At 69.7% G+C, this 20,964-nt stretch carries 19 protein-coding genes and 1 riboswitch; of the genes, 14 read left to right on the top strand and 5 right to left on the bottom strand.

Annotated elements, in window-relative coordinates; all coding sequences use genetic code 11:
- Window positions 1-65: 65 nt before the first annotated feature.
- From OC372_RS17365 to OC372_RS17400, 8 genes are all read left to right on the top strand, one after another.
- Window positions 66-1,586 (top strand): fumarylacetoacetate hydrolase family protein, encoded by a 1,521-nt coding sequence (locus tag OC372_RS17365; protein ID WP_410054874.1) that lies wholly within the window; start codon window positions 66-68, stop codon window positions 1,584-1,586.
- Window positions 1,583-2,266, top strand: a complete 684-nt coding sequence (locus OC372_RS17370) for a GntR family transcriptional regulator (protein WP_029262336.1) — start codon at window positions 1,583-1,585, stop codon at window positions 2,264-2,266. The genes OC372_RS17365 and OC372_RS17370 overlap by 4 nt, the downstream gene beginning before the upstream one ends.
- Window positions 2,263-3,759, top strand: coding sequence for a 5-carboxymethyl-2-hydroxymuconate semialdehyde dehydrogenase (hpaE, locus tag OC372_RS17375; RefSeq protein ID WP_262003219.1), 1,497 nt, complete (start codon window positions 2,263-2,265; stop codon window positions 3,757-3,759). The genes OC372_RS17370 and hpaE overlap by 4 nt, the downstream gene beginning before the upstream one ends.
- Before the next feature lie 33 nt (window positions 3,760-3,792).
- Window positions 3,793-4,956 carry a 3,4-dihydroxyphenylacetate 2,3-dioxygenase gene (gene hpaD / locus OC372_RS17380; protein ID WP_029262334.1) on the top strand — a complete coding sequence of 388 codons (1,164 nt, stop codon included), beginning with the start codon at window positions 3,793-3,795 and terminating at the stop codon, window positions 4,954-4,956.
- Window positions 4,957-4,965: 9 nt separating this feature from the next.
- Entirely contained in the window at window positions 4,966-5,751 is a 786-nt protein-coding gene (locus OC372_RS17385) for a fumarylacetoacetate hydrolase family protein (RefSeq protein WP_262003222.1), read from the top strand.
- A complete protein-coding gene (locus OC372_RS17390) occupies window positions 5,736-6,536 on the top strand; it encodes an HpcH/HpaI aldolase family protein (RefSeq protein ID WP_262003224.1) in 801 nt (266 codons plus the stop codon). The genes OC372_RS17385 and OC372_RS17390 overlap by 16 nt, the downstream gene beginning before the upstream one ends.
- Before the next feature lie 62 nt (window positions 6,537-6,598).
- Window positions 6,599-7,318: a DUF6882 domain-containing protein gene (locus tag OC372_RS17395; protein ID WP_262003226.1), complete on the top strand. Its 720-nt coding sequence runs from the start codon at window positions 6,599-6,601 to the stop codon at window positions 7,316-7,318.
- 57 nt (window positions 7,319-7,375) lie between these two features.
- Window positions 7,376-7,942, top strand: coding sequence for a hypothetical protein (locus OC372_RS17400; RefSeq protein ID WP_262003228.1), 567 nt, complete (start codon window positions 7,376-7,378; stop codon window positions 7,940-7,942).
- Window positions 7,943-8,027: 85 nt separating this feature from the next.
- Here OC372_RS17400 and OC372_RS17405 read toward each other — a convergent pair whose 3' ends face one another.
- Together OC372_RS17405 and glyA are read right to left on the bottom strand one after the other, a co-directional pair.
- A complete protein-coding gene (locus OC372_RS17405; RefSeq protein WP_105711858.1) occupies window positions 8,028-8,906 on the bottom strand; it encodes a bifunctional methylenetetrahydrofolate dehydrogenase/methenyltetrahydrofolate cyclohydrolase in 879 nt (292 codons plus the stop codon).
- On the bottom strand, window positions 8,903-10,177 hold the full coding sequence (glyA, locus tag OC372_RS17410; protein WP_262003230.1) for a serine hydroxymethyltransferase: 1,275 nt from the start codon (window positions 10,175-10,177) through the stop codon (window positions 8,903-8,905). Before glyA ends, OC372_RS17405 begins: the two co-directional genes overlap by 4 nt.
- Before the next feature lie 40 nt (window positions 10,178-10,217).
- Window positions 10,218-10,302, bottom strand: a riboswitch (ZMP/ZTP riboswitch).
- A 107-nt stretch (window positions 10,303-10,409) separates the two neighbouring features.
- Between glyA and OC372_RS17415 the strand changes: the two genes are divergently transcribed.
- The 6 genes from OC372_RS17415 (at window position 10,410) to OC372_RS17440 (ending at window position 17,970) form a co-directional block, all read left to right on the top strand.
- The gene (locus tag OC372_RS17415; protein ID WP_262003232.1) at window positions 10,410-11,921 is read left to right on the top strand and encodes a beta-N-acetylhexosaminidase; all 1,512 of its coding nucleotides are present in this window, start codon (window positions 10,410-10,412) and stop codon (window positions 11,919-11,921) included.
- A complete protein-coding gene (locus tag OC372_RS17420) occupies window positions 11,918-13,090 on the top strand; it encodes an N-acetylglucosamine-6-phosphate deacetylase (RefSeq protein WP_262003234.1) in 1,173 nt (390 codons plus the stop codon). Before OC372_RS17415 ends, OC372_RS17420 begins: the two co-directional genes overlap by 4 nt.
- A 685-nt stretch (window positions 13,091-13,775) precedes the next feature.
- Window positions 13,776-15,800 (top strand): sigma-70 family RNA polymerase sigma factor, encoded by a 2,025-nt coding sequence (locus OC372_RS17425; RefSeq protein ID WP_262003236.1) that lies wholly within the window; start codon window positions 13,776-13,778, stop codon window positions 15,798-15,800.
- A gap of 9 nt (window positions 15,801-15,809) precedes the next feature.
- Entirely contained in the window at window positions 15,810-16,181 is a 372-nt protein-coding gene (locus OC372_RS17430) for a YrdB family protein (protein WP_029262323.1), read from the top strand.
- A 24-nt stretch (window positions 16,182-16,205) separates the two neighbouring features.
- Complete coding sequence (locus OC372_RS17435) at window positions 16,206-17,570, top strand: FAD-binding oxidoreductase (RefSeq protein ID WP_262003239.1); 1,365 nt, start codon at window positions 16,206-16,208, stop codon at window positions 17,568-17,570.
- A complete protein-coding gene (locus tag OC372_RS17440) occupies window positions 17,563-17,970 on the top strand; it encodes an NUDIX hydrolase (protein WP_105711853.1) in 408 nt (135 codons plus the stop codon). Before OC372_RS17435 ends, OC372_RS17440 begins: the two co-directional genes overlap by 8 nt.
- 16 nt (window positions 17,971-17,986) lie before the next feature.
- On the opposite strand, the gene nagB is transcribed toward OC372_RS17440, so the two are convergent.
- The 3 genes from nagB to OC372_RS17455 are packed head-to-tail and all read right to left on the bottom strand — an operon-like array spanning window position 17,987 to window position 20,955.
- Window positions 17,987-18,766: a glucosamine-6-phosphate deaminase gene (gene nagB, locus OC372_RS17445; RefSeq protein WP_029262320.1), complete on the bottom strand. Its 780-nt coding sequence runs from the start codon at window positions 18,764-18,766 to the stop codon at window positions 17,987-17,989.
- Window positions 18,759-19,724 (bottom strand): ROK family protein, encoded by a 966-nt coding sequence (locus tag OC372_RS17450; protein WP_262003242.1) that lies wholly within the window; start codon window positions 19,722-19,724, stop codon window positions 18,759-18,761. The genes nagB and OC372_RS17450 overlap by 8 nt, the downstream gene beginning before the upstream one ends.
- A 43-nt stretch (window positions 19,725-19,767) precedes the next feature.
- Window positions 19,768-20,955 carry an ROK family transcriptional regulator gene (locus OC372_RS17455; RefSeq protein ID WP_029262318.1) on the bottom strand — a complete coding sequence of 396 codons (1,188 nt, stop codon included), beginning with the start codon at window positions 20,953-20,955 and terminating at the stop codon, window positions 19,768-19,770.
- Between the last annotated feature and the right edge of the window lie 9 nt (window positions 20,956-20,964).

The following is a 20,964-nucleotide window of genomic DNA, read 5'->3' on the forward strand; positions in this document are numbered from 1 at the left end:
TGATTTCGAATACGACGCACAAGGCGTCCTGCACGACCACGCAGACGAGCGCGAGGAGGCGCCCCGTGACGGATACCATCGACCGCCCCGGCAAGATCATCGCGATCCACCTGAGCTATGCCTCCCGCGCCGATCAACGCGGCCGGCGTCCCGCCGCCCCCTCCTATTTCTTCAAGCCGGCCAGTTCCGTCGGCGTCTCCGGCGGCTCGGTCGAGCGCCCGGCCGGCACCGAGCTGCTCGCCTTCGAGGGTGAGATCGCCCTCGTCATCGGCACCGCCGCCCGGCGTGTCTCGCTCGACGAGGCCTGGGCGCATGTGGGGTGGGTCACCGCTTCGAACGATCTCGGACTGTACGACCTCCGCGCGAACGACAAGGGCTCGAACGTCCGCTCCAAGGGCGGCGACGGCTACACGCCGCTCGGGCCCGACCTGATCGATGCCCGCACCGTCGACCCCGCGGCCCTCCGCGTGCGCTCCTGGGTCAACGGCGAACTCCGCCAGGACGACACCACGGCTGGGCTCATCTTCCCGCTCGCGCAGCTCGTGGCCGACCTGTCCCAGCACTTCACGCTCGAACCGGGCGATGTGATCCTCACGGGCACCCCCGCGGGATCCTCGGTCATCGTCCCCGGCGACGTCGTCGAGGTCGAGGTGGATGCTCCGGATGCTCCCGGCGCACCGACCTCCGGCCGTCTGGTCACCACCGTGACCCAGGGCGATGTCCCGTTCGACGGCGACCTCGGCTCACTTCCCGCCGTCGACGACCTGCAGCGCACCGAGGCGTGGGGCTCGGCCGAGGCTGCCGGGCTCGCGCCCCCCACCGGTGAGGGGTCGCAGAATGCCGCGCCCGCCCCTGCCGACGCGGCGATTCCTGACCCTTCACGCCTCTCCCCCGAACTGCGAGCCCTGCTCCTCGAAGCTCCGACGGCGGGGCTCTCCGCCCAGCTCCGCAAGCGCGGACACCACTCCTGCTTCATCGACGGGGTGTCGGTGAACATCCCCGGCAGCAAGATCGTCGGCACCGCGAAGACCCTGCGGTTCGTGCCGTTCCGCGAAGACCTGTTCAAGGCCCACGGCGGCGGGTACAACGCCCAGAAGCGGGCGTTCGACGCCGTGGATGACGGCGAGATCATCGTGATCGAGGCCCGCGGCGACGCCACCACGGGCACGCTGGGCGACATCCTCGCCCTTCGCGCGAAGGCCCGCGGCGCTGCCGGCGTCGTGACCGACGGCGGGGTCCGTGACTTCGACGCGGTCGCCGAGATCGGACTCCCCGTGTTCTCGCAGGGCGCGCACCCCTCGGTCCTCGGCCGCAAGCACGTGCCGTGGGACGTGGACGTCACCATCTCCTGCGGCGGCGCGACCGTGCAGCCCGGCGACATCATCGTCGGCGACGGTGACGGCGTGATCGTCATCCCGCCGTCCCTGGCGGCCGAGGTCGCGGCCGACGCCGTGGCGCAGGAGGTCGAAGACGCCTGGATCGCCGAGCAGGTCGCCGCCGGTCACCCGGTCGACGGCCTGTTCCCGCTCAACGCCCAGTGGCGTGCCCGCTATGAGGAGGCCACAGCCCATCGGAGCACCCGATGACGATGACGACGGCCAGCAAGTCCGAGGTCGCGTACGAGTGGATCCGCTCGCGCATCACGGGACACATGTTCAGCCCCGGCTACCGGCTGGTGCTGGGCTCGATCGCCGAAGACCTCAAGATGAGCGTCGTCCCCGTGCGCGAGGCGATCCGCCGCCTCGAAGCCGAAGGGCTCGTCACGTTCGAGCGCAATGTCGGAGCGCGGGTGACCCTGGTCGACGAGAGCGAATACGCCCACACGATGCAGACGCTCGGCCTCGTCGAGGGGTGCGCCACCGCGCTCTCCGCTCCCCTGCTCGACGAGTCGGCCCTCGAAGAGGCCGCCCGCATCAACGAGCGCATGGCGCAGATGCTCGACCACCTCGACGCCCACGCCTTCACCGAGCTCAACCGCCAGTTCCACTCGGTGCTGTTCGAGCCGTGCCCCAACCCTCATCTGCTCGACCTGGTGCACCGCGGCTGGTCTCGGCTCTCCGGCATCCGCGACACGACCTTCGCGTCGGTCCCCGGACGCGCCCAGCACTCGGTCGAAGAGCACACCCAGATCCTCGAGCTCATCCGCGCGGGCGCCGACCCGCTCGAGATCGAACTCGCCGCCCGCAACCACCGCTGGCGCACGATGGACGCGTTCCTCGACGCCCTGCACACCCGTTCCGCCCAGACGACCGGAGAACACTCATGACCGATTCGCGCATCCCCGCCGACCTCCCCGACCACATCCAGCACTACATCGACGGCGCGTTCGTCGATTCCGTCGACAGCGACACCTTCGACGTGCTCGACCCGGTCACCAACCAGACCTACACGACGGCCGCCGCCGGCAAGAAGGCCGACATCGATCTCGCCGTCGCCGCCGCCAAGCGCGCCTTCGATGAAGGGCCCTGGCCGCGGATGCTCCCCCGCGAGCGCTCGCGCGTGCTGCACCGCATCGCCGACCTCGTCGAGTCCCGCGACGCGCGCCTCGCTGAGCTCGAGTCATACGACTCCGGTCTTCCGATCACGCAGGCGCTCGGTCAGGCCCGCCGCGCCGCGGAGAACTTCCGCTTCTTCGCCGACCTGATCGTCGCGCAGTCCGACGACGCCTTCAAGGTGCCCGGGCGCCAGATGAACTACGTGAACCGCAAGCCGATCGGCGTCGCCGGCCTCATCACGCCGTGGAACACCCCCTTCATGCTCGAGTCCTGGAAGCTCGGCCCCGCGCTGGCGACCGGCAACACGGTCGTGCTCAAGCCCGCCGAATTCACGCCGCTCTCGGCCTCCCTCTGGGCCGGCATCTTCGAAGAGGCAGGTCTCCCCCAGGGTGTCTTCAACCTCGTGAACGGCCTCGGCGAAGACGCAGGCGACGCTCTCGTGAAGCACCCCGACGTGCCGCTCATCTCCTTCACGGGCGAGAGTTCGACCGGCCAGCTGATCTTCGGCAACGCCGCGCCCTTCCTCAAGGGCCTGTCGATGGAGCTCGGCGGCAAGTCCCCCGCCGTCGTCTTCGCCGATGCCGATCTCGAAGCCGCGGTCGATGCCACGATCTTCGGCGTCTTCTCCCTCAACGGCGAGCGCTGCACGGCCGGATCGCGCATCCTCGTCGAGCGTTCGATCTACGAGGAGTTCGTCGAGCGCTACGCGGCGCAGGCGAAGCGCGTCAAGGTCGGCTACCCGCACGATCCGGCCACCGAGGTCGGCGCGCTCGTGCACCCCGAGCACTACGAGAAGGTGATGAGCTACGTCGAGATCGGCAAGACGGAAGGACGTCTGGTCGCCGGCGGCGGTCGCCCCGAGGGCTTCGACGAGGGCAACTTCGTCGCACCGACCGTGTTCGCCGACGTCTCCTCCGACGCCCGGATCTTCCAGGAGGAGATCTTCGGCCCGGTCGTCGCGATCACACCGTTCGACTCCGACGAGGAGGCGCTGTCCCTCGCGAACAACACCAAGTACGGGCTTGCCGCCTACATCTGGACCAACGACCTCAAGCGCGCACACAACTTCGCGCAGTCGGTCGAGGCCGGCATGGTGTGGCTCAACAGCAACAACGTGCGCGACCTCCGCACCCCGTTCGGCGGTGTGAAGGCCTCGGGCCTCGGTCACGAGGGCGGCTACCGCTCGATCGACTTCTACACCGACCAGCAGAGCGTGCACATCACGCTCGGCGGAGCCCACAACCCGACCTTCGGCAAGAACTGATACCCGTCTGCCCGATCACGCAAGGACGCTGACATGACACACCGCGAAGACATGACCCTGACCTCCTCCGGCTTCTACGTCTCCCAGGAGGCGCCGATCCACTCGGAGAACCCCGTGGCGACACCGAAGAGCACGCCGCCGGACATCCTCCGCTGCGCGTACATGGAGCTCGTGGTCACCGACCTCGCGGCCTCCCGTCAGTTCTACGTCGACGTGCTGGGTCTCTACGTGACAGCAGAAGACGACGAGGCGCTCTACCTGCGCTCGACCGAGGAGTTCATCCATCACAACCTCGTGCTGCGCAAGGGACCGATCGCCGCTGTCGCCGCCTTCTCGTACCGGGTCCGCACGCCCGAAGACCTCGACCGCGCCGTCGAGTTCTACACGGAGCTCGGCTGCGACGTGCGTCGGAACGAGAACGGCTTCGTCAAGGGCATCGGCGACTCCGTGCGCGTGGTCGACCCGCTCGGCTTCCCGTACGAGTTCTTCTACGCCACCGAGCACGTCGAGCGGATGTCGTGGCGCTATGACCTCCATATCCCGGGCGAACTGGTGCGTCTCGACCACTTCAACCAGGTCACCCCCGACGTGCCGCGCGCGGTCGGCTTCATGCAGGACCTCGGATTCCGGGTCACGGAAGACATCCAGGACGAGGAGGGCACCGTCTACGCCGCGTGGATGCGCCGCAAGCCCACCGTGCACGACACCGCCATGACCGGCGGCGACGGGCCCCGCATGCACCACGTGTGCTTCGCGACGCACGAGAAGCACAACATCCTCGCGATCTGCGACAAGCTCGGCGCGCTCCGCCGCTCCGATGCGATCGAGCGCGGCCCCGGCCGCCACGGCGTCTCGAACGCGTTCTACCTGTACCTGCGCGACCCCGACGGACACCGCGTCGAGGTGTACACGCAGGACTACTACACGGGCGACCCCGACAACCCGGTCGTCACCTGGGACGTGCACGACAACCAGCGCCGCGACTGGTGGGGGAACCCCGTCGTCCCGTCCTGGTACACGGATGCCTCGCTCGTGCTCGACCTCGACGGCAACCCGCAGCCGGTCGTCGCCCGCACCGACTCCAGCGAGATGGCGGTGACCATCGGCGCCGACGGCTTCTCGTACACCCGCGCCGAGGACGACAAGGACATGCCCGAGTACAAGCAGGGCGAGTACAAGCTCGGCCACCAGCTCTAGGAGGCACCGATGCTGTCAGGCGAGACCATCTCGGCGATCGCGGCGGAGCTCGCCGAAGCCGATCGCACGCACAGCGTGATCCCGCGCATCACCGCACGGTACCCGGAGGCGACGGTCGAGGACTCGTATGCGATCCAGGGGGTCTGGCGCGACCAGAACCTCGCAGCGGGCCGTCGGCTCGTCGGGCGCAAGATCGGGCTGACATCCAAGGCGATGCAGCAGGCGACGGGCATCACCGAGCCGGACTACGGCGTGATGTTCGACGACACGGTCTGCGAGTCCGGCGCCGAGATCCCGGTGGACCACTTCTCGAACGTGCGCATCGAGGTCGAGCTTGCCTTCGTGCTGAAGAGCCCACTGGAAGGCCCCGACTGCACTCTCGAAGACGCCCTCGCGGCGATCGACTATGCCGTGCCGGCCCTCGAGGTGCTCAACTCGCACATCGAGCTGGAGGGTCGGACGATCGTCGACACGATCAGCGACAACGCGGCGTACGGGGCGATGGTGCTCGGCACGGTCCACAAGCGCCCCGATGAGATCGACCTGCGCTGGGTACCGGGCGTCCTGTCCCGCAACGGCGAGATCGAGGAGACCGGCGTCGCCGCCGGAGTGCTCGGCCATCCGGCCACCGGCGTGGCCTGGCTCGCGAACAAGTTCCATCAGCACGGCGCGCGTCTCGAAGCAGGCGAGATCATCCTGGCAGGATCGTTCACGCGCCCGATGTGGGTGTCGCGTGGCGATGAAGTGCTGTGCGATTACGGACCGATGGGAACAATCGCATGCCGCTTCGTCTAGACCCCTCCTTCCGCGAACAGCTCGCGGACTCCGATCACCCGTTCGTGGGCATGTGGGTCTGCTCCGGCAGCCCGCTTCTCGCGGAGGTCGCTGCAGGGTCCGGGCTGGACTGGCTGCTGATCGACATGGAGCACTCGGCGAACACGCTCGACTCCGTGCTGCAGCAGCTGCAGGCCGTCGCCGCCTATCCGATCGCCCCGCTCGTGCGCGTGCCGTCGAACGACACGGTCGCGATCAAGCAGATCCTCGATCTCGGGGCGCAGAATCTTATCGTCCCGATGGTCTCCTCAGCCGATGAGGCCCGCGCCGCCGTGGCCGCCACCCGCTACCCGCCGGAGGGCGTACGCGGAGTGGGAAGCGCCCTGGCCCGCAGCGCCCGGTGGAACCGCGTCGACCAGTATCTGCAGGAGTCCGCGCAGCACGTCTCGCTGACCGTGCAGATCGAGACGGCTGCAGGGGTCGAGGCCGCAGCCGACATCGCCGCGGTCGACGGCGTGGATGCCGTCTTCGTCGGACCGTCCGACCTGTCCGCTTCGATGGGGCTCCTCGGGCAGCAGACGCATCCCGATGTGACGGCCTCCGTCGAGAAGGTGTTCGCCGCGGTCAAGGCCGCGGGCAAGGCCGTCGGCGTGAACGCGTTCGACCCCGCCGCCGCTGATGCCTACCTCGCCGCGGGCGCGGACTTCGTGGCCGTGGGTGCGGATGTCGCCCTGCTGGCCCGCGCATCCGAGGCGCTGGCGGCGCGATTCATCGCCGCGGACGGGGCGGCGCGCGCCAGCTACTGAGCCGCTCACACGAACGGTGTGCGAGCTAGCGGATTCATAGCATTTCCGGCGAGACTGTCGGCATGACCTTCGCCGCGCTCCAGCCCCTCGCCGACCGTGCCGCCCTCTTCGTCGCACTCCGACAGGAAGCCCTCTCCGCCGCCGCCGACGCGCTCGGTGAGCACCGCTGGGACGCGGACATGGCGGCCGGCACGCTCACCTTCACGGCGAACGACGACCCTTCGAAGCAGTTCGTCGCCCGCGCGCACCTGATCGCGACGATCGCGCCGGGCCCCCGTTCGCTGCTGTGGGCCTGGGCGCACCCCAACGGGGACCCGCAGGGCGTCGCCGCTCAGCTGCACGCATACGGCACCGAGCACGGCATCGCGGAGTTGACGAACTCGGAAGTGCCGTTCCCCGAGGGCGCGGGCGACGACGACTGGATCGCGCAGGCGGCGCACACCATCGGCGGCGTCGCCGTCGAGCTGACCGGACGCTCCCCGTACTACTCCGCGCCCGTCGGCAACGGCACCCGCGCGGTGTTCCTGCTCGACGCACCGCTCGCACCGCTCACCGTCGCCGACGCGGTCGTCGCCCTCCCCCGTGTGCTCGCCGGAGCAGACCTGCCCGACGCCCGCACCGCGGTCTGGGACCTCGCCCGACTCGCCGGCTGGACCCTGACCTGGACCGACGAGGCCTTCTCGGGCGCGTCCGTGTCGGACACCACCGGCACGGCGACGTTCCGCTTCGACGAGCAGGCCCGCATCAGCGGCATCGAGAGCACGCTGCACCCACAGGGCTGACCGCGCGGGGCGGCCGCTCCGCATCCGCGTCACCGCGATCTGTGGGATTCTGGTCGCATGAAGAACGGAATCGTCCGGTTCGCCGCGCTCTACGTGTTCAACGTCGCGGTGCTGCTCCTGATCGGTCTGCTGCTGCCCGGCGTCTCCGTCGGGTTCAATGCCCTGTGGGCATCGGTCATCCTGACCCTTGCGGCACTCTTCGTGAAGCCGCTGATCGCCAGTGCCTTCCGCAAGTCCGCCGCGAAGTCGGCCGCCGAACGCACGAAGACCGGCGAGAAGATCGTCCAGTACGTGCTCGTCTACCTCGTCGAGCTCATCGTCTGGGTGCTCACGGTGTGGCTGAGCGGCGTGCGCGCCTCGGGTTTCTGGGCGTTCGTGCTGCCGCCGCTCGCCCTGCTGTTCGGCTGGATGATCTACGACCAGATCGACGACCGGATGCGGGCCAAGGCCGCGGAGATCTACGACTCCGTGCAGGCGCGGGTGACGGGCGGACGCTCGAAGTCCGCACCCGCGACGGCCTCCACGACGGCCGCACCCGAGTCCCCCGAGACGACCGCGGCCCGCGACGAGCTCAACGACGGGCTCACGCCCGAGCAGCGACGGATGCTCGACGAACTCGGCTGACCGGCCTCACCTCGCAGTCAAACGACGATGTCGCAGGAATCTCACGGATTCCTGCGACATCGTGCGTATCTGCGGCGACCGGGGGCTACACGACCCGCTCGGCGGCCTCGACGACATTCGTCATGAGCAGGGCGACCGTCATCGGCCCCACACCGCCGGGGTTCGGCGAGATGTAACCAGCGACATCCGCGACGCCGGGGGCGACGTCACCGAAGACCAGGCTCTTGCCGGTCTCCGGGTGCGTCTCCCGCGTCACGCCGACGTCGAGCACGGCGGCACCGGGCTTGACGTCCTCGGCGCGGATCAGGTGCTTGACGCCGGCCGCAGCCACGATCACGTCCGCCTCACGCAGGTACCGCGGCATGTCGACGGTGCCGGTGTGCGTCAGCGTGACCGTCGCGTTGAGGTCGCGACGGGTGAGCAGCAGCCCGATGGAACGGCCGATGGTCACACCGCGACCGACCACGACCACGTGCTTGCCCTTGAGGTCGTAGTCGTTGCGCAGCAGCAGCTCGATCACGCCGCGCGGCGTGCAGGGCAGCGGTGTGTGGATCGGACCGTTGACGTTCAGCACGAGGCGGCCGAGGTTGGTCGGGTGCAGTCCGTCGGCATCCTTCGCCGGATCGATCCGCTCCAGGATGGCGTCGGTGTCGAGGTGCTTCGGCAGCGGCAGCTGCACGATGTAGCCGTGGCACGCGGGGTCGGCGTTGAGCTCGTCGATCAGCGCCTCGACCTCGGCTTGCGTCGCATCCGCCGGCAGCTCGCGTTGGATCGAGTTCATCCCGATCGCCTCGGACTGCCGGTGCTTCATGCCCACGTACAGCTGCGATGCCGGGTCTGCACCCACGAGCACCGTCGCGATGCCCGGGGTGACGCCCCGCTCCTTCAGCGCCGCGACGCGTTCCGTGAGTTCGGCACGGATCGCGGCGGAAGCCGCCTTCCCGTCGAGGATCTTCGCCGTCACTGCTGCAGGTCCGGGTAGAGGGGGAACGCGGCGGCCAGGGCGTCGACGCGGGCGCGCAGCGACTCCACATCCGCACCCGGGAGCAGCGCGAGGGCGATGATGTCGGCGACCTCGGTGAACTCGGCGTCACCGAAGCCGCGGGTCGCGAGCGCCGGCGTGCCGACGCGCAGACCCGAGGTCACCATCGGCGGACGCGGGTCGTTCGGAACGGCGTTGCGGTTCACGGTGATGTGGATGTCGTGCAGCAGGTCTTCCGCCTGCTTGCCGTCGATCTCGGCGTCGCGCAGGTCGACCAGCACCAGGTGCACGTCGGTGCCGCCCGAGCGCACCGCGATGCCGGCATCCTTCACGTCCTGCTGCGAAAGGCGCTCGGCGATGAGCTTCGCTCCGCGCAGCACGCGCTCCTGGCGCTCCTTGAATTCCGGGGTGCCGGCGAGCTTGAACGCGGTCGCCTTGGCGGCGATCACGTGCATCAACGGTCCGCCCTGCTGGCCCGGGAAGACCGCGGTGTTGATCTTCTTGGCGAGCTCGGCGTCGTTCGTGAGGATGAAGCCCGAGCGCGGGCCACCGATGGTCTTGTGCACGGTCGAGGAGACGACGTGGGCGTGCGGAACCGGGTTCGGGTGCAGACCCGCGGCGACCAGACCGGCGAAGTGCGCCATGTCCACCCAGAGCAGCGCGCCGACCTCATCGGCGATCTCGCGGAAGGCCGCGAAGTCCATGGTGCGCGGGTAGGCCGACCAGCCGGCGATGATGACCTTGGGCTTGTGCTCAATCGCGAGGCGGCGGACCTCCGCCATGTCGATGGTCGAGGTCTCGGGGTCGACACCGTACGCGACGATGTCGTAGAGCCGGCCGGAGAAGTTGATCTTCATGCCGTGCGTGAGGTGGCCGCCCTGGTCGAGCGACAGGCCGAGCAGGGTGTCGCCGGGGCGGGCGATCGCGTGCAGGACCGCGGCGTTCGCCGACGCGCCGGAGTGCGGCTGCACGTTCGCGAACTCGGCGCCGAACAGGCTCTTCGCCCGCTCGATCGCGAGGGACTCCGCGACGTCGACCTCTTCGCAGCCACCGTAGTAGCGGCGGCCGGGGTATCCCTCGGCGTACTTGTTCGTGAGCACGGAACCCTGCGACTGCAGGATCGAGACGGGAACGAAGTTCTCCGAGGCGATCATCTCGAGGAAGGTCTGCTGACGCTTCAGCTCACGGTCGAGGACCTGTGCGATCTCGGGGTCGACCTCGGCGAGCGGGGCGTTGCAGTAACGGTCGGTCATGGTGACATGCTCCTTTGACGACGGATTCGAAAGGGGTGTTCCTATCGGCCCAGGCGCGCGGTCGAATTCCGTGGTCAGTCGCTCCCCGGTGGTAGTCCACCCAGACGCCAGTCGCGACGGTTACGAGCATAGCGGATGCCCGAGGCGGCGAACGCGGAGACATCGACACCCCGCCACAGAATCGATTCGATTCCCCGTTCCGTTGAGGGGCCGCGGCAGGTAGGTTTTGTTCATGGTCCTTCCTCATCCCCTTCCTCTCGTGCCCGTGCCCGTCTCCGCCGCCGCACGAGAAGGGCGGATGCCCGTCACCGCGACGACGCGCGTGCTCGGCTCCTCCCCCGCCGCCGCCCAACTGATCGACGCGGTGGAGCGCCGCACCGGCATCCGCCTCTCCGTCGCCGACGGGGCCCCCGCCGAGATCGAGCTGTTCGTCGACCCGAATTCGTCGGCGCCGGAGGGCTACACGCTCGAGATCGGTGAGCGGGCCGTCGTCGTCGGCGCCGACGAGGCCGGCCTCTTCTACGGCGTGCAGACACTGCTGCAACTGCTCCGGCAGGACGACTCCGGCTGGGCGCTCCTCGGCGCCGACATCGCCGACTCCCCCCGCTTCGCCCGGCGCGGCGTGATGCTCGACGTGGCCCGGCACTTCTTCGGCGTCGACGACGTCAAGAAGTTCATCGACAGCACGAGCGCACTCAAACTCAACCATCTGCACCTCCACCTCAGCGACGACCAGGGGTGGCGTGTGCACATCGACTCCTGGCCGCGGCTCACGGAGCTGTCGGCCGGCACGTCGGCGAACGGCGACCCTGGCGGCTTCTACACGAAGGACGACTACCGGGAGATCGTCGCGTACGCCGCATCCCGGCACATGATCGTGATCCCCGAGATCGACCTCCCCGGTCACACGCACGCGATCGGCGTCGCCTACCCGGAGCTCGTCGAGGAGCCGGTCATGAACGACAACCTGATCGCGGATTCGGAACGCCTCGGCCAGGCGCTGCCGGTCGCCGGCGAGAGCTACCTGGGCTGGGGCGTCGGACACTCCAGCGTGCGCATCCACGAGGAGCGCACGTACGACTTCGTGCGCGACGTCGTCCGTGAGCTGGCCGAGATGACACCCGGTCCGTACATCCACATCGGCGGCGACGAGTCGCTCGGCACGCCCCAGGCGGACTTCGACCTGTTCGCCGAGCGCGCCACCGCGATCGTGGTCGACGCGGGCAAGACACCGGTCGCCTGGCATGAGATGGGATCGGCGGCGAACATCGCCGAGGGTACGGTCGGGCAGTACTGGGGCAAGACGACCCCGGAGGGCGCCCATGCGGAAGAGGCCGCGCACTTCGTCGAGCGCGGCGGCGCACTGATCATGTCCGCGGCCGACGTCACCTACCTCGACATGAAGTACACCGAGGACTTCCCCCTGGGACTCACCTGGGCCGCGATCATCGACGTCCGCTCCGCCTACGAGTGGGAGCCGACCGCGGTCCTCGACGTGCCGGATGCCGCGATCCTCGGCGTCGAAGCGCCGCTGTGGTCCGAGACCACGCGCACACCCGGCGACGTCGAGCAACTGGTCTTCCCCCGCGTGGCCGCCCAGGCGGAGGTGGCATGGTCGCCGCAGCACGCTCCCGAGCGGGTGTGGGAGTCCTTCCGCGAGCGGGTCGGAGCGCTCGCCCCGCTGTGGAAGGCTGAGGGGGTCGATTTCCACCCCGCAGACGAGATCCCCTGGAGCGAACGTTGAGCACCCACTCCTCCGCGACCGGTTCACTGGTCGTCCATTCGGCCAGGATCGTCGATCGCGGCGAGATCACCGAAGACGGCTGGGTCCGCATGGAGAACGGCGCCGTCACGGCTCGCGGCACCGGCGCCGACTGGTCGCCCGCCGATGAGGTCATCGACGCCGCGGCGGATGCCGGACCCGGCGCCCTGCTCACCCCGGGTTTCATCGATATCCACGGACACGGTGGCGCCGGCGCATCGTTCGACGACGGGGTCGAGGCGATCCGCACCGGGCGCGATCTGCATCGCGCGCACGGCACCACCCGGGCGGTCGTGTCGCTCGTGACGGCGTCGATCGACGCGCTCGCGCGCAACGTCGCCACGATCGCCGACCTGACCGAGACCGACGCGGACATCCTCGGTTCGCACCTCGAAGGACCCTTCCTCGACCCGGGCCACCACGGCGCGCACGAGCCCGCGCTTCTGCGCCACCCGGTTGCGGCCGACGTCGCGCGTCTGCTCGACGCGGGCCGCGGCACGGTCCGGCAGGTGACGATCGCGCCGGAGCTTCCGGGCGGACTCGACGCGATCCGGCAGATCGTGGCCGCCGGATCCGCGGCAGCCGTGGGACACACCGATGCCGACGCAGCGATGGCGGTCGCCGCATTCGAGGCCGGCGCGTCGATCCTCACCCACGCGTTCAATGCGATGCCCGGCATCCACCATCGTGCTCCCGGACCGGTGCTCGCCGCCGCCGCAGATCATCGTGTGGTGCTGGAGGCGATCGCCGACAACGTGCACCTCGACCCGCACGTCATCAAGCTCGTGTTCGACTCCGCCCCGGGCCGAGTGGCTCTCATCACCGACGCCATGGCCGCGGCCGGAAGCGCCGACGGCCACTACGACCTCGGAGCGGTGAGCGTCACGGTCGAGAACGGCGTCGCCCGAACCGACGACACCGGTTCGATCGCCGGATCGACCCTCACTCAGGATGTCGCGCTGCGACGCACGGTGGCCGCCGGCGTGGACGTCGCTGAAGCCGTGCGGGCCCTCACCGAGACGCCGGCGCGGGCGATCGGCCGCTCCACCGAACTCGGCGGGCTCCGGGTCGGGATGCTCGGAGATGCCGTACTGCTGGATGCCGAGCTGCGCGTCGCACGAGTGTGGTCAGGACCACGGCTGCACGCCTAGAGGCAGCAGAGCATCGCGCGACGCGCAACCCTGCGCTCTCCGGTCGTTCAGGTTCGGGTGGGGGGCCGCCGGTCCCCAGATCGACGGCCCCGTTCCCCTCTCAGAGCCGGTGGCCGGGCTCTCCTCCCCCGAGGATCCCGACCGACCGCTGCCTGAATCCCGCCCCCCGGAGGAATTCGTACGGCTGTCTCTATGGGATGAGACGGCATCCCCACCGATTCATTACGCGACTTCTCGAAAATCTTCGGAAAGCCACCCCGGTCCGAGGACCGATCCACGCGGGAGGCCGCCGGTCCCCAGATCGGCGGTCTCTTCCTCGTGTGCAGAGATGGGGGGCCGGGCTCTCCTCCCCCGAGGATCCCGACCCGCCCGACCGGTGCAGGTCCTTCACACCAGCACCTGAACTCCGCCCCCCGGTGGAGTTCGTACGGCTGTCTCTATGGGATGAGACGGCGACCCCTCGGGTTCATTACGCGACTTCGGAAAAAAGTTCGTGCCGCCGTGCTCCCGCGGGCCGCGGGCTCCCCGTCGGCCTGGCGGGATCCCGTATATCTGTTCAGAATCCGCAGGGAAGGGTGGCTTAGCTGGGAGATTCGCGAGAGAATGATGAAGTCGCGTGATGAGCGGCGCCCTCACGCATCTCACCCTGTAGAGACGTACCTGCGCCCGCGACAGATGGATGATTGTGCACGAAGAGAACACGACTCACGACGAACCGATCGGCGACGCCGACCTGATCCTGCGAGCCCGCTCGGGCGACACAGGCGCGTTCGGCGAACTCTGGCGTCGCCACTATCCGTCCGGCCTCGCGGTCGCTCGCTCGGTCACCTCCTCGATCGACCCGGACGACCTGGTCCAAGAGGCGTACACCCGCATCTACCAGGCGATCCTCAAGGGCGGCGGTCCCAACGGCTCCTTCCGCGCCTACCTCTTCACGAGCATCCGCAACACTGCCGCAGGATGGGGTCGCGCCCGCCGGGAGACCGCGATCGACGAGCTCGACGCCGTCGCCGACCCCGACACCACCGACCAGGCCGCGAACGAGGCGCTCGATCGGAGCCTCACCGCGCAGGCTTTCCGCAGCCTTCCCTCCCGTTGGCAGGAGGTGCTCTGGTACACCGAGATCGAGCAGATGAAGCCGCAGGAAGTCGGACACCTGCTGGGCATGAAATCCGGCGCGGTGTCGCAGCTGGCGTTCCGCGCTCGCGAAGGTCTCCGCGAGGCCTGGATCCAGGCCCATCTGCGCAGCGCCGACGAAGGCTCCGAATGCCAGTGGACGATCGAACATCTCGGCGCCTACTCGCGCGGCAACCTCAGCACTCGTGACCACAAGCGCCTCGAGCTGCACCTCGATGAGTGCGCCCGATGCATGATCGTCGCTGCCGAGGCCAAAGACGTCTCCAAGCGCCTCGCCCTCGTGCTGCTCCCGCTCGTGCTCGGCGTCACCGGCGCGGCCGGATACCTTGCGACGCTGCAGGGCGCCGGCACTCCCATCGTGGCTCTGGCTGCCATGCCGTCCGGCATCCCCGGAGCGGTGTTCGCCGGAGACCCGACGGGTCCGGCGGCGACGGGCATCGCCTCCTCGGGTGGCGGGACCGGGTCGGGTGGCGCCGCCGGCGGCGGTGCGACCGCAGGAGCGGGCTCGACCGGTGGCGCGTTGACGGGGATCGGCGCCCTCGTCGGCGCGGGCTCCGCTGCACTGGTCGTCGCGGGAGTCGTCGCCGCGGCCACCATCATTCCTGGACTCGCCGGGGCGGACCCGGCCACATCGCAGCCCAGCGCCGGAGACTCCGACCCGTCGTCGATCACTTCGCAGGTCGGCCCCGACGCCTCGTTGAACCTCGACGAGCCGATCGTCATCGACGAGCTGGAGACCGTGCCGGAAGAGGCGCCGGTCATTCCTCCTGAGGAAGACTCCTCGCCGGCGCAGCCGCGGGAAGACGCCGGCCCGGTCATCGCTCCGCCGGTTCCCCCCGCGACTCCCGTCGATCCCGTGGACCCGGTCGATCCCGTGGACCCGGTCGATCCCGTGGACCCGGTCGATCCCGTGGACCCGGTCGATCCCGTGGACCCGGTCGATCCTGCGGTCCCGACGGAGGCACCCACCTGGTCCGCTGCGACCATCTGGTTCAGCGGTTTCACCATCCACTACAGCGTGCCGGTCACCGGCGCACCGGGAACGACGGTCGAAGCGCTCCTCGACGGCAGCGGCGGCGGCGGCGACAGCATCGTCCTCGACGACGCGGGCACCGGGACGATCGATCTTCGTCCGAGCTTCTGGCAGGTCGTGGACGCCGACACGACCGTCGTCACGTTCCGCTACGTCCTGGCTGACAAGGTCGGCCCGTCCGCCGACACGACTCTGCTGGCACTCGAATCCGGCCCCGCCGTCGAGGCCGTCCTGCAGGAGGCGGAGCAGGCTCTCGAGGGCGACGACGCGACGACGGCCGTCACCGCCGCGGAGACGCAGCCGGCTCCCGCCGAGCCCGCACCCGCACCCGCACCCTTCGAGCCCGCACCGGCACCCGTGGCACCCGCGCCGGCTGCACCGGCACCGGCCGCACCGGCACCGGCCGCACCGGCGCCTGTCGCACCTGCTCCCGAAGAGCCGGTCGATTCCGCCCCCGCCGCCGAGGCTCCCGCCACCGCCACCGCCACCGCCGACACCGCCGCCGTCGCACCGGCTGAGGACGCTCCGGCCGCCGAATAGACTGGATGCATGTCCTCGGATCCCGCACCCGTCCCCGGCGTCGAGCGCCCGACCATCTCCGCTCTCGACGTCGTCCGCACCGTCGTCCTGGTCGCTGCGGTCGCCTCTCTCGCCCTGTGGGGCTTCGCCAGCTGGGACCTCCCCTGGAACGTCATCCTCGGTATCGGTGCGCCGGTGCTCGTGATCCTCGTCTGGGCGCTCTTCCTGTCTCCGCGCCCGGTACTGCGCGTGCACCCGTTCCTCCGCGCCGCCGTCGAGCTGCTGATCTACGTCGGCGTCACGATCGCCTGGTGGTCGATGGGCCAGGCGCTGATCGGCACCGCGTTCGCCCTGGTGGCCGTCGTCGCGGGCGTTCTCAGTGGTCGGCGCGCACTGTCGTGAGCCTCTCGTGGTGAGCGCGCGGCCGTGAGCGTCCTGGCACGGCTGAAGGAGACGCTCGGCGCGCTCGTCGACACCGACGAGACTGCTCTCGAGCAGGCCAGAGCAGACCGCTCCGGTCATGCCGCCGTCGGACGCCCGATCGCCGTCATCCACGCCGAACGGGTCGAGCACGTCCAGCAGACCATGCGCATCGCGACGGCCACGCGCACCCCCGTCGTCATCCGCGGTGCCGGCACCGGACTCGCCGGTGCCGCCAACGCCGGCAGTGGCGAGATCGTGCTGTCCCTGCGGCGGATGACCGCGATCCGCGAGGTGCGACCAGACGATCTGCTCGCGGTCGTCGAACCCGGCATCCTGAACGCCGACCTCAACACCGAGCTCGCGCGGCACGGCCTGTGGTGGGCGCCCGACCCGGCCAGCCGCGACATCTCCACGGTGGGCGGCAACATCGCCACCGGTGCCGGCGGACTGCTCTGCGCCAAATACGGTGTCGTCCGCGATGCCGTGCTGGGCGTCGACCTCGTGCTCGCGGACGGACGGCTTCTGCACCTCGGCCACCGGAGCGTCAAAGGCGTCACCGGCCTCGACCTCACCGCACTGGTCGTCGGCTCCGAAGGCACGCTGGGTGTCGTGGTGGGAGCGACCCTCAAGCTGCGCAGGCTCGTGCCCGGAGAGACGTGCACGGTCGTCGCCACCTTCCCCGGCGTGCGCGCCGCAGCCTCCGCTTCTGCCGCTGTCACCGCCGCCGGGGTGCAACCGGCGATCATGGAGCTGATGGATGCCGCGAGCCTCACCGCCGTGCACGCGCTCCTCGGTCTCGTCGCCCCGACGCCGGGGGCGGCCCAGCTCACCATCCAGACCGACGGACCCGCCGCCCGTGCCGAGGCCGACGCCATCGCGGAGATCCTCCGTTCCCACGGCGGGGTCACTGTGGTCTCGCACGATCGCGCGGAGGGCGAACAGCTGCTCGCGATCCGCCGATCGATGCACGCGGCGATGGCGTCGCTGGGCACGACGCTCATCGAGGACGTCTCCGTGCCGCGCAGCGCGATGCCCGCCATGTTCGACGAGATCGCGCGCATCGAACGCGAGCACGCGCTCACCATCCCGACGGTGGCGCACGCCGGCGACGGCAATCTGCACCCCAACTTCCTCTTCGAAGGTCCGGACGTGCCGCCCGAGGTGTGGGTCGCGGCGGACGAGCTGTTCCGCGCGGCGATCTGCCTCGGCGGGACCCTGACCGGAGAGCACGGCATCGGCGTGCTGAAGCGCCGCTGGCTCGCCGAAGAGCTCGGTGACGACCAGTGGCAGCTGCAACGGCAGATCGCCGCGGTGTTCGATCCCCTCGGCATCCTCAACCCGGGAAAGGTGTTCAGCCCCGATGCCTGACATCCATGTGAGCGCGGCCGTGATCGTCGATGCCGAAGGCCGGGTGCTGGTCGTCCGCAAGCAGGGCACCACGCGGTTCATGCAGCCGGGAGGCAAGCCCGAGCCGGGCGAATCCGCGGTGCAGACTCTGATCCGCGAGCTCCAGGAAGAGCTGGGGCTCACACTCGACGAGAGTGAGCTTCACCCGCTCGGGACCTTCATCTCCGCGGCCGCGAACGAACCGGGGCACCGTGTCGTCGCTGCGGCCTTCGCGACATCCGTCGACCCCGGAGCCGTCACGGTCCAGGCGGAGCTCGCCGAACTGCGTTGGATCACGCCGGCAGACGTCGCGACACTCCCCCTGGCGCCCCTGAGCGTCGAGCACCTGCTGCCCATCGCCTGGCCCGCGCTGGCGGGCTGAACGCGCCGGGCAGGCGTCAGATGCCCTGCCAGGCCGGCTTGTTCGCGAACGTGTAGCGGTAGTAGTCGGCAAGAGCGAGACGCGATGCCGCAGCCTCATCGACGACGATCGTCGCATGCGGGTGCAGCTGGATGGCGGAGCCCGGAAGGAGCGCGGTGAGCGGTCCCTCGACGGCGCCGGCCACGGCCTCGGCCTTGCCTTCGCCGAAAGCGAGCAGCACCAGGTGCCGCGCCTTCAGGATGGTGCCGAGCCCCTGCGTGATGCAGTGCATCGGCACGTCGTCGATGGAGTCGAAGAAGCGCGCGTTGTCCTCGCGGGTCTGCTCCGTGAGCGTCTTCACCCGGGTGCGCGACGCGAAGGACGACCCCGGCTCGTTGAAGCCGATGTGTCCGTCGGTACCGATCCCGAGGATCTGCAGGTCGACCCCACCGGCCGCATCGATGGCGGCCTCGTAGTCGTCGCCGGCGTGCTGGATCGTCGCGAGAGCGCCGTTGGGAACGTGGATGCGCTGCGGGTCGAGACCGAGTGGTTCGACGACCTCGCGCGTGATCACGGAGCGGTAGCTCTCCGGGTGGGACGGGTCGATGCCGACGTACTCGTCGAGCGCGAAGCCGCGCACCTGCGAGACGTCGCGACCCGCGAGCTGCGTGCGCAGCGCCTGGTACACGGGAAGCGGAGTGGATCCGGTCGCCAGCCCCAGCACCGCATCCGCCCGGCGTTCGATCAGCTCGACGATCTCGGTGGCGACCAAGGCGCCTGCGGCCTCGGCATTCTCGACGATGACGACCTCAGCCATGCGGGACGATCTCCTTCTCGGTGATGGATGCGCCGACCAGTGCGGCGCCGAAAGCGGCAGCGGGAGACCCGGCCGGAAGCAGTTCGATTCTCTCATCCAGGCGGAGGGACCGCATGAACGGCGACGCGTCGGCGCCGGCATGCAGCGCCGCACGCACGCCGGCCTCCAGGCGGTCGCCGAGAGCCGTGAGCCCTCCTCCGATGACGACGGTCTCGACGTCGGCCGAGAGCACGAGCACACGAACGGCGGCGGCAGCGCCGTGGAACAGGTCCTCTCGGAGCGCGAGAGCGAGCGGATCGCCGGCGTCCGCGGCGTCGAAGATGTCTCTGATCGGCAGCGCGCCCGGGCGACCCCAGGCCTTGGCGAGCGCTCCGCCGCCGCAGAACGTCTCGACGCAGCCGTGCTGACCGCATCCGCACAGGCGTCCCTTCGGATCGACCGAGAGGTGCCCCACTTCCCCGGCCGTGCCACGGGCCCCGCGCCAGATGCGGCCGTCGATCACGATGCCGGCGGCGACGCCGGTGCCGAGGTTGAGATATGCCATCGACCCGGTGACCCCGCTCAGGGCCGCCGCACCGAGTGCGGCCGCCTTCACATCGTTCTCCACACGGAACGGCATGCCGAGCGCCTGTTCGGCACGGTCGGCGAGATCGAGGGATTCCACGCCGAGGTTGACCGCATGATCGACGCGGCCGGCGTCGGCGTCGACCAGCCCGGGGATGCCGATTCCGACGGAGCCGATGTCCGACAGCGACAATCCGACGTCATCGGCGAGCCCGCTGACGGCCGTCACGATGCTCTCGACGACGGCATCGTCTCCCCAGCCGGTGACCCGGCGGAGTCGGCCGATGATCTCCCTGGAAGGGTCTACAGCCACGGCGTCGATCTTGGTACCGCCGACGTCCAGGCCCACTCGAATCCGCCGACCGGCGGGGTCGGCAGCACGCGCATCGCTCATCGGATGCTGCTCCCCGCGGTCTCCGCGGTGGCGAAGGGGAGCGTCACGACACGCCCAACTGGCCGGAGAGCACCATGACGGCGGCGCCGCGCAGGACGATGTCCTCCTGGTGGGTCCGGCGCACGACCACGTCCTCGAACACGCCCTCGAGCGTGCGGGCGTGCAGCGTCTCGATCGCGGCATCGATCAGGATGCCGTCGAGCAGATCTGCGGGGCCGGAGAGCACGACCTCGGAGAGATCGAGAGCAGCGACGATCGGAGCGACGGCGATCGCCATCCGCGTTCCGGCGTCGCGCAGGATCTCGTCGCGAGCGTCGGGTTCGGACTCCAGCGCCGCACGCAGGCGGCTGACGCTCAGCCACGCTTCGAGACAGCCGTCCTTGCCGCAGGCGCATCGGGGACCGCCGTCGGTGCCGACGACGACGTGCCCGATCTCCCCCGCCGCGAAGCGGCTGCCCAGCAGCGGCTGGCTGCCGGTGATGAGCCCGGCACCGACGCCCTTGCCGATCTTGATCAGCATGAAGTCGGCCTTCGCGTCCCCGAACGTGTATTCGGCGAGCACCGCCGCGTTGGCGTCGTTCCTGGCGAGGACGGGCAGATCCAGGTCGATGCCGAGCTTCGCCTCGAGCGGGAAGTTCGTCCAGCCGAGGTTCGGCGAGCTGAGGACGAGTCCATCGGGCCGCACGACACCGGGAGTTCCGATGCCGACCCCGAGCAGCGGCTGCGTGGAAGCGGCGACCAGAGTCTTGGCGAGCTCGTGCAGGGCCGCGTACGCCGCTTCGCCGTCGGGCGAGTCCGGCCGCGGCACCTCACGCCGTTCGAGCACGTCGCCGTCGAGGCTCAGCACCGCGCCGGTGAAAGCGCTGGGACCCGAGAGATCGAGGCCGAGGATCTGGTGGCCGACACGGTCGATGTCGATCAGGATGGGCGGCTTGCCCGGACCTACGGCCTCGCGGACGCCCATCTCGATGACGATGCCGTCGGCGATGAATTCGGCGACCAGGTCGGAGATCGTGACTCGGGTCAGCCCGGTCTCTCGCGAGAGATCCGCACGACTCATCGCACCGGCGTGATACAGCGTCTGCAGCACGAGTGCACGGTTGTGGCCGCGTGCATGCTCGGGAAGCACTTTCGCGCGCGAGCGCAGGTGGCGCCCCGGGCCGAAGGCATGCGTGTTCGCGCCGAGGTACTCTACCGGCGGCGCGGGACGCTGTTCATCCGAAACGGACATGTTTGTTAG

The sequence above is a fragment of the Microbacterium sp. Mcb102 genome (assembly GCF_024519805.1).
Classification (GTDB): domain Bacteria; phylum Actinomycetota; class Actinomycetes; order Actinomycetales; family Microbacteriaceae; genus Microbacterium.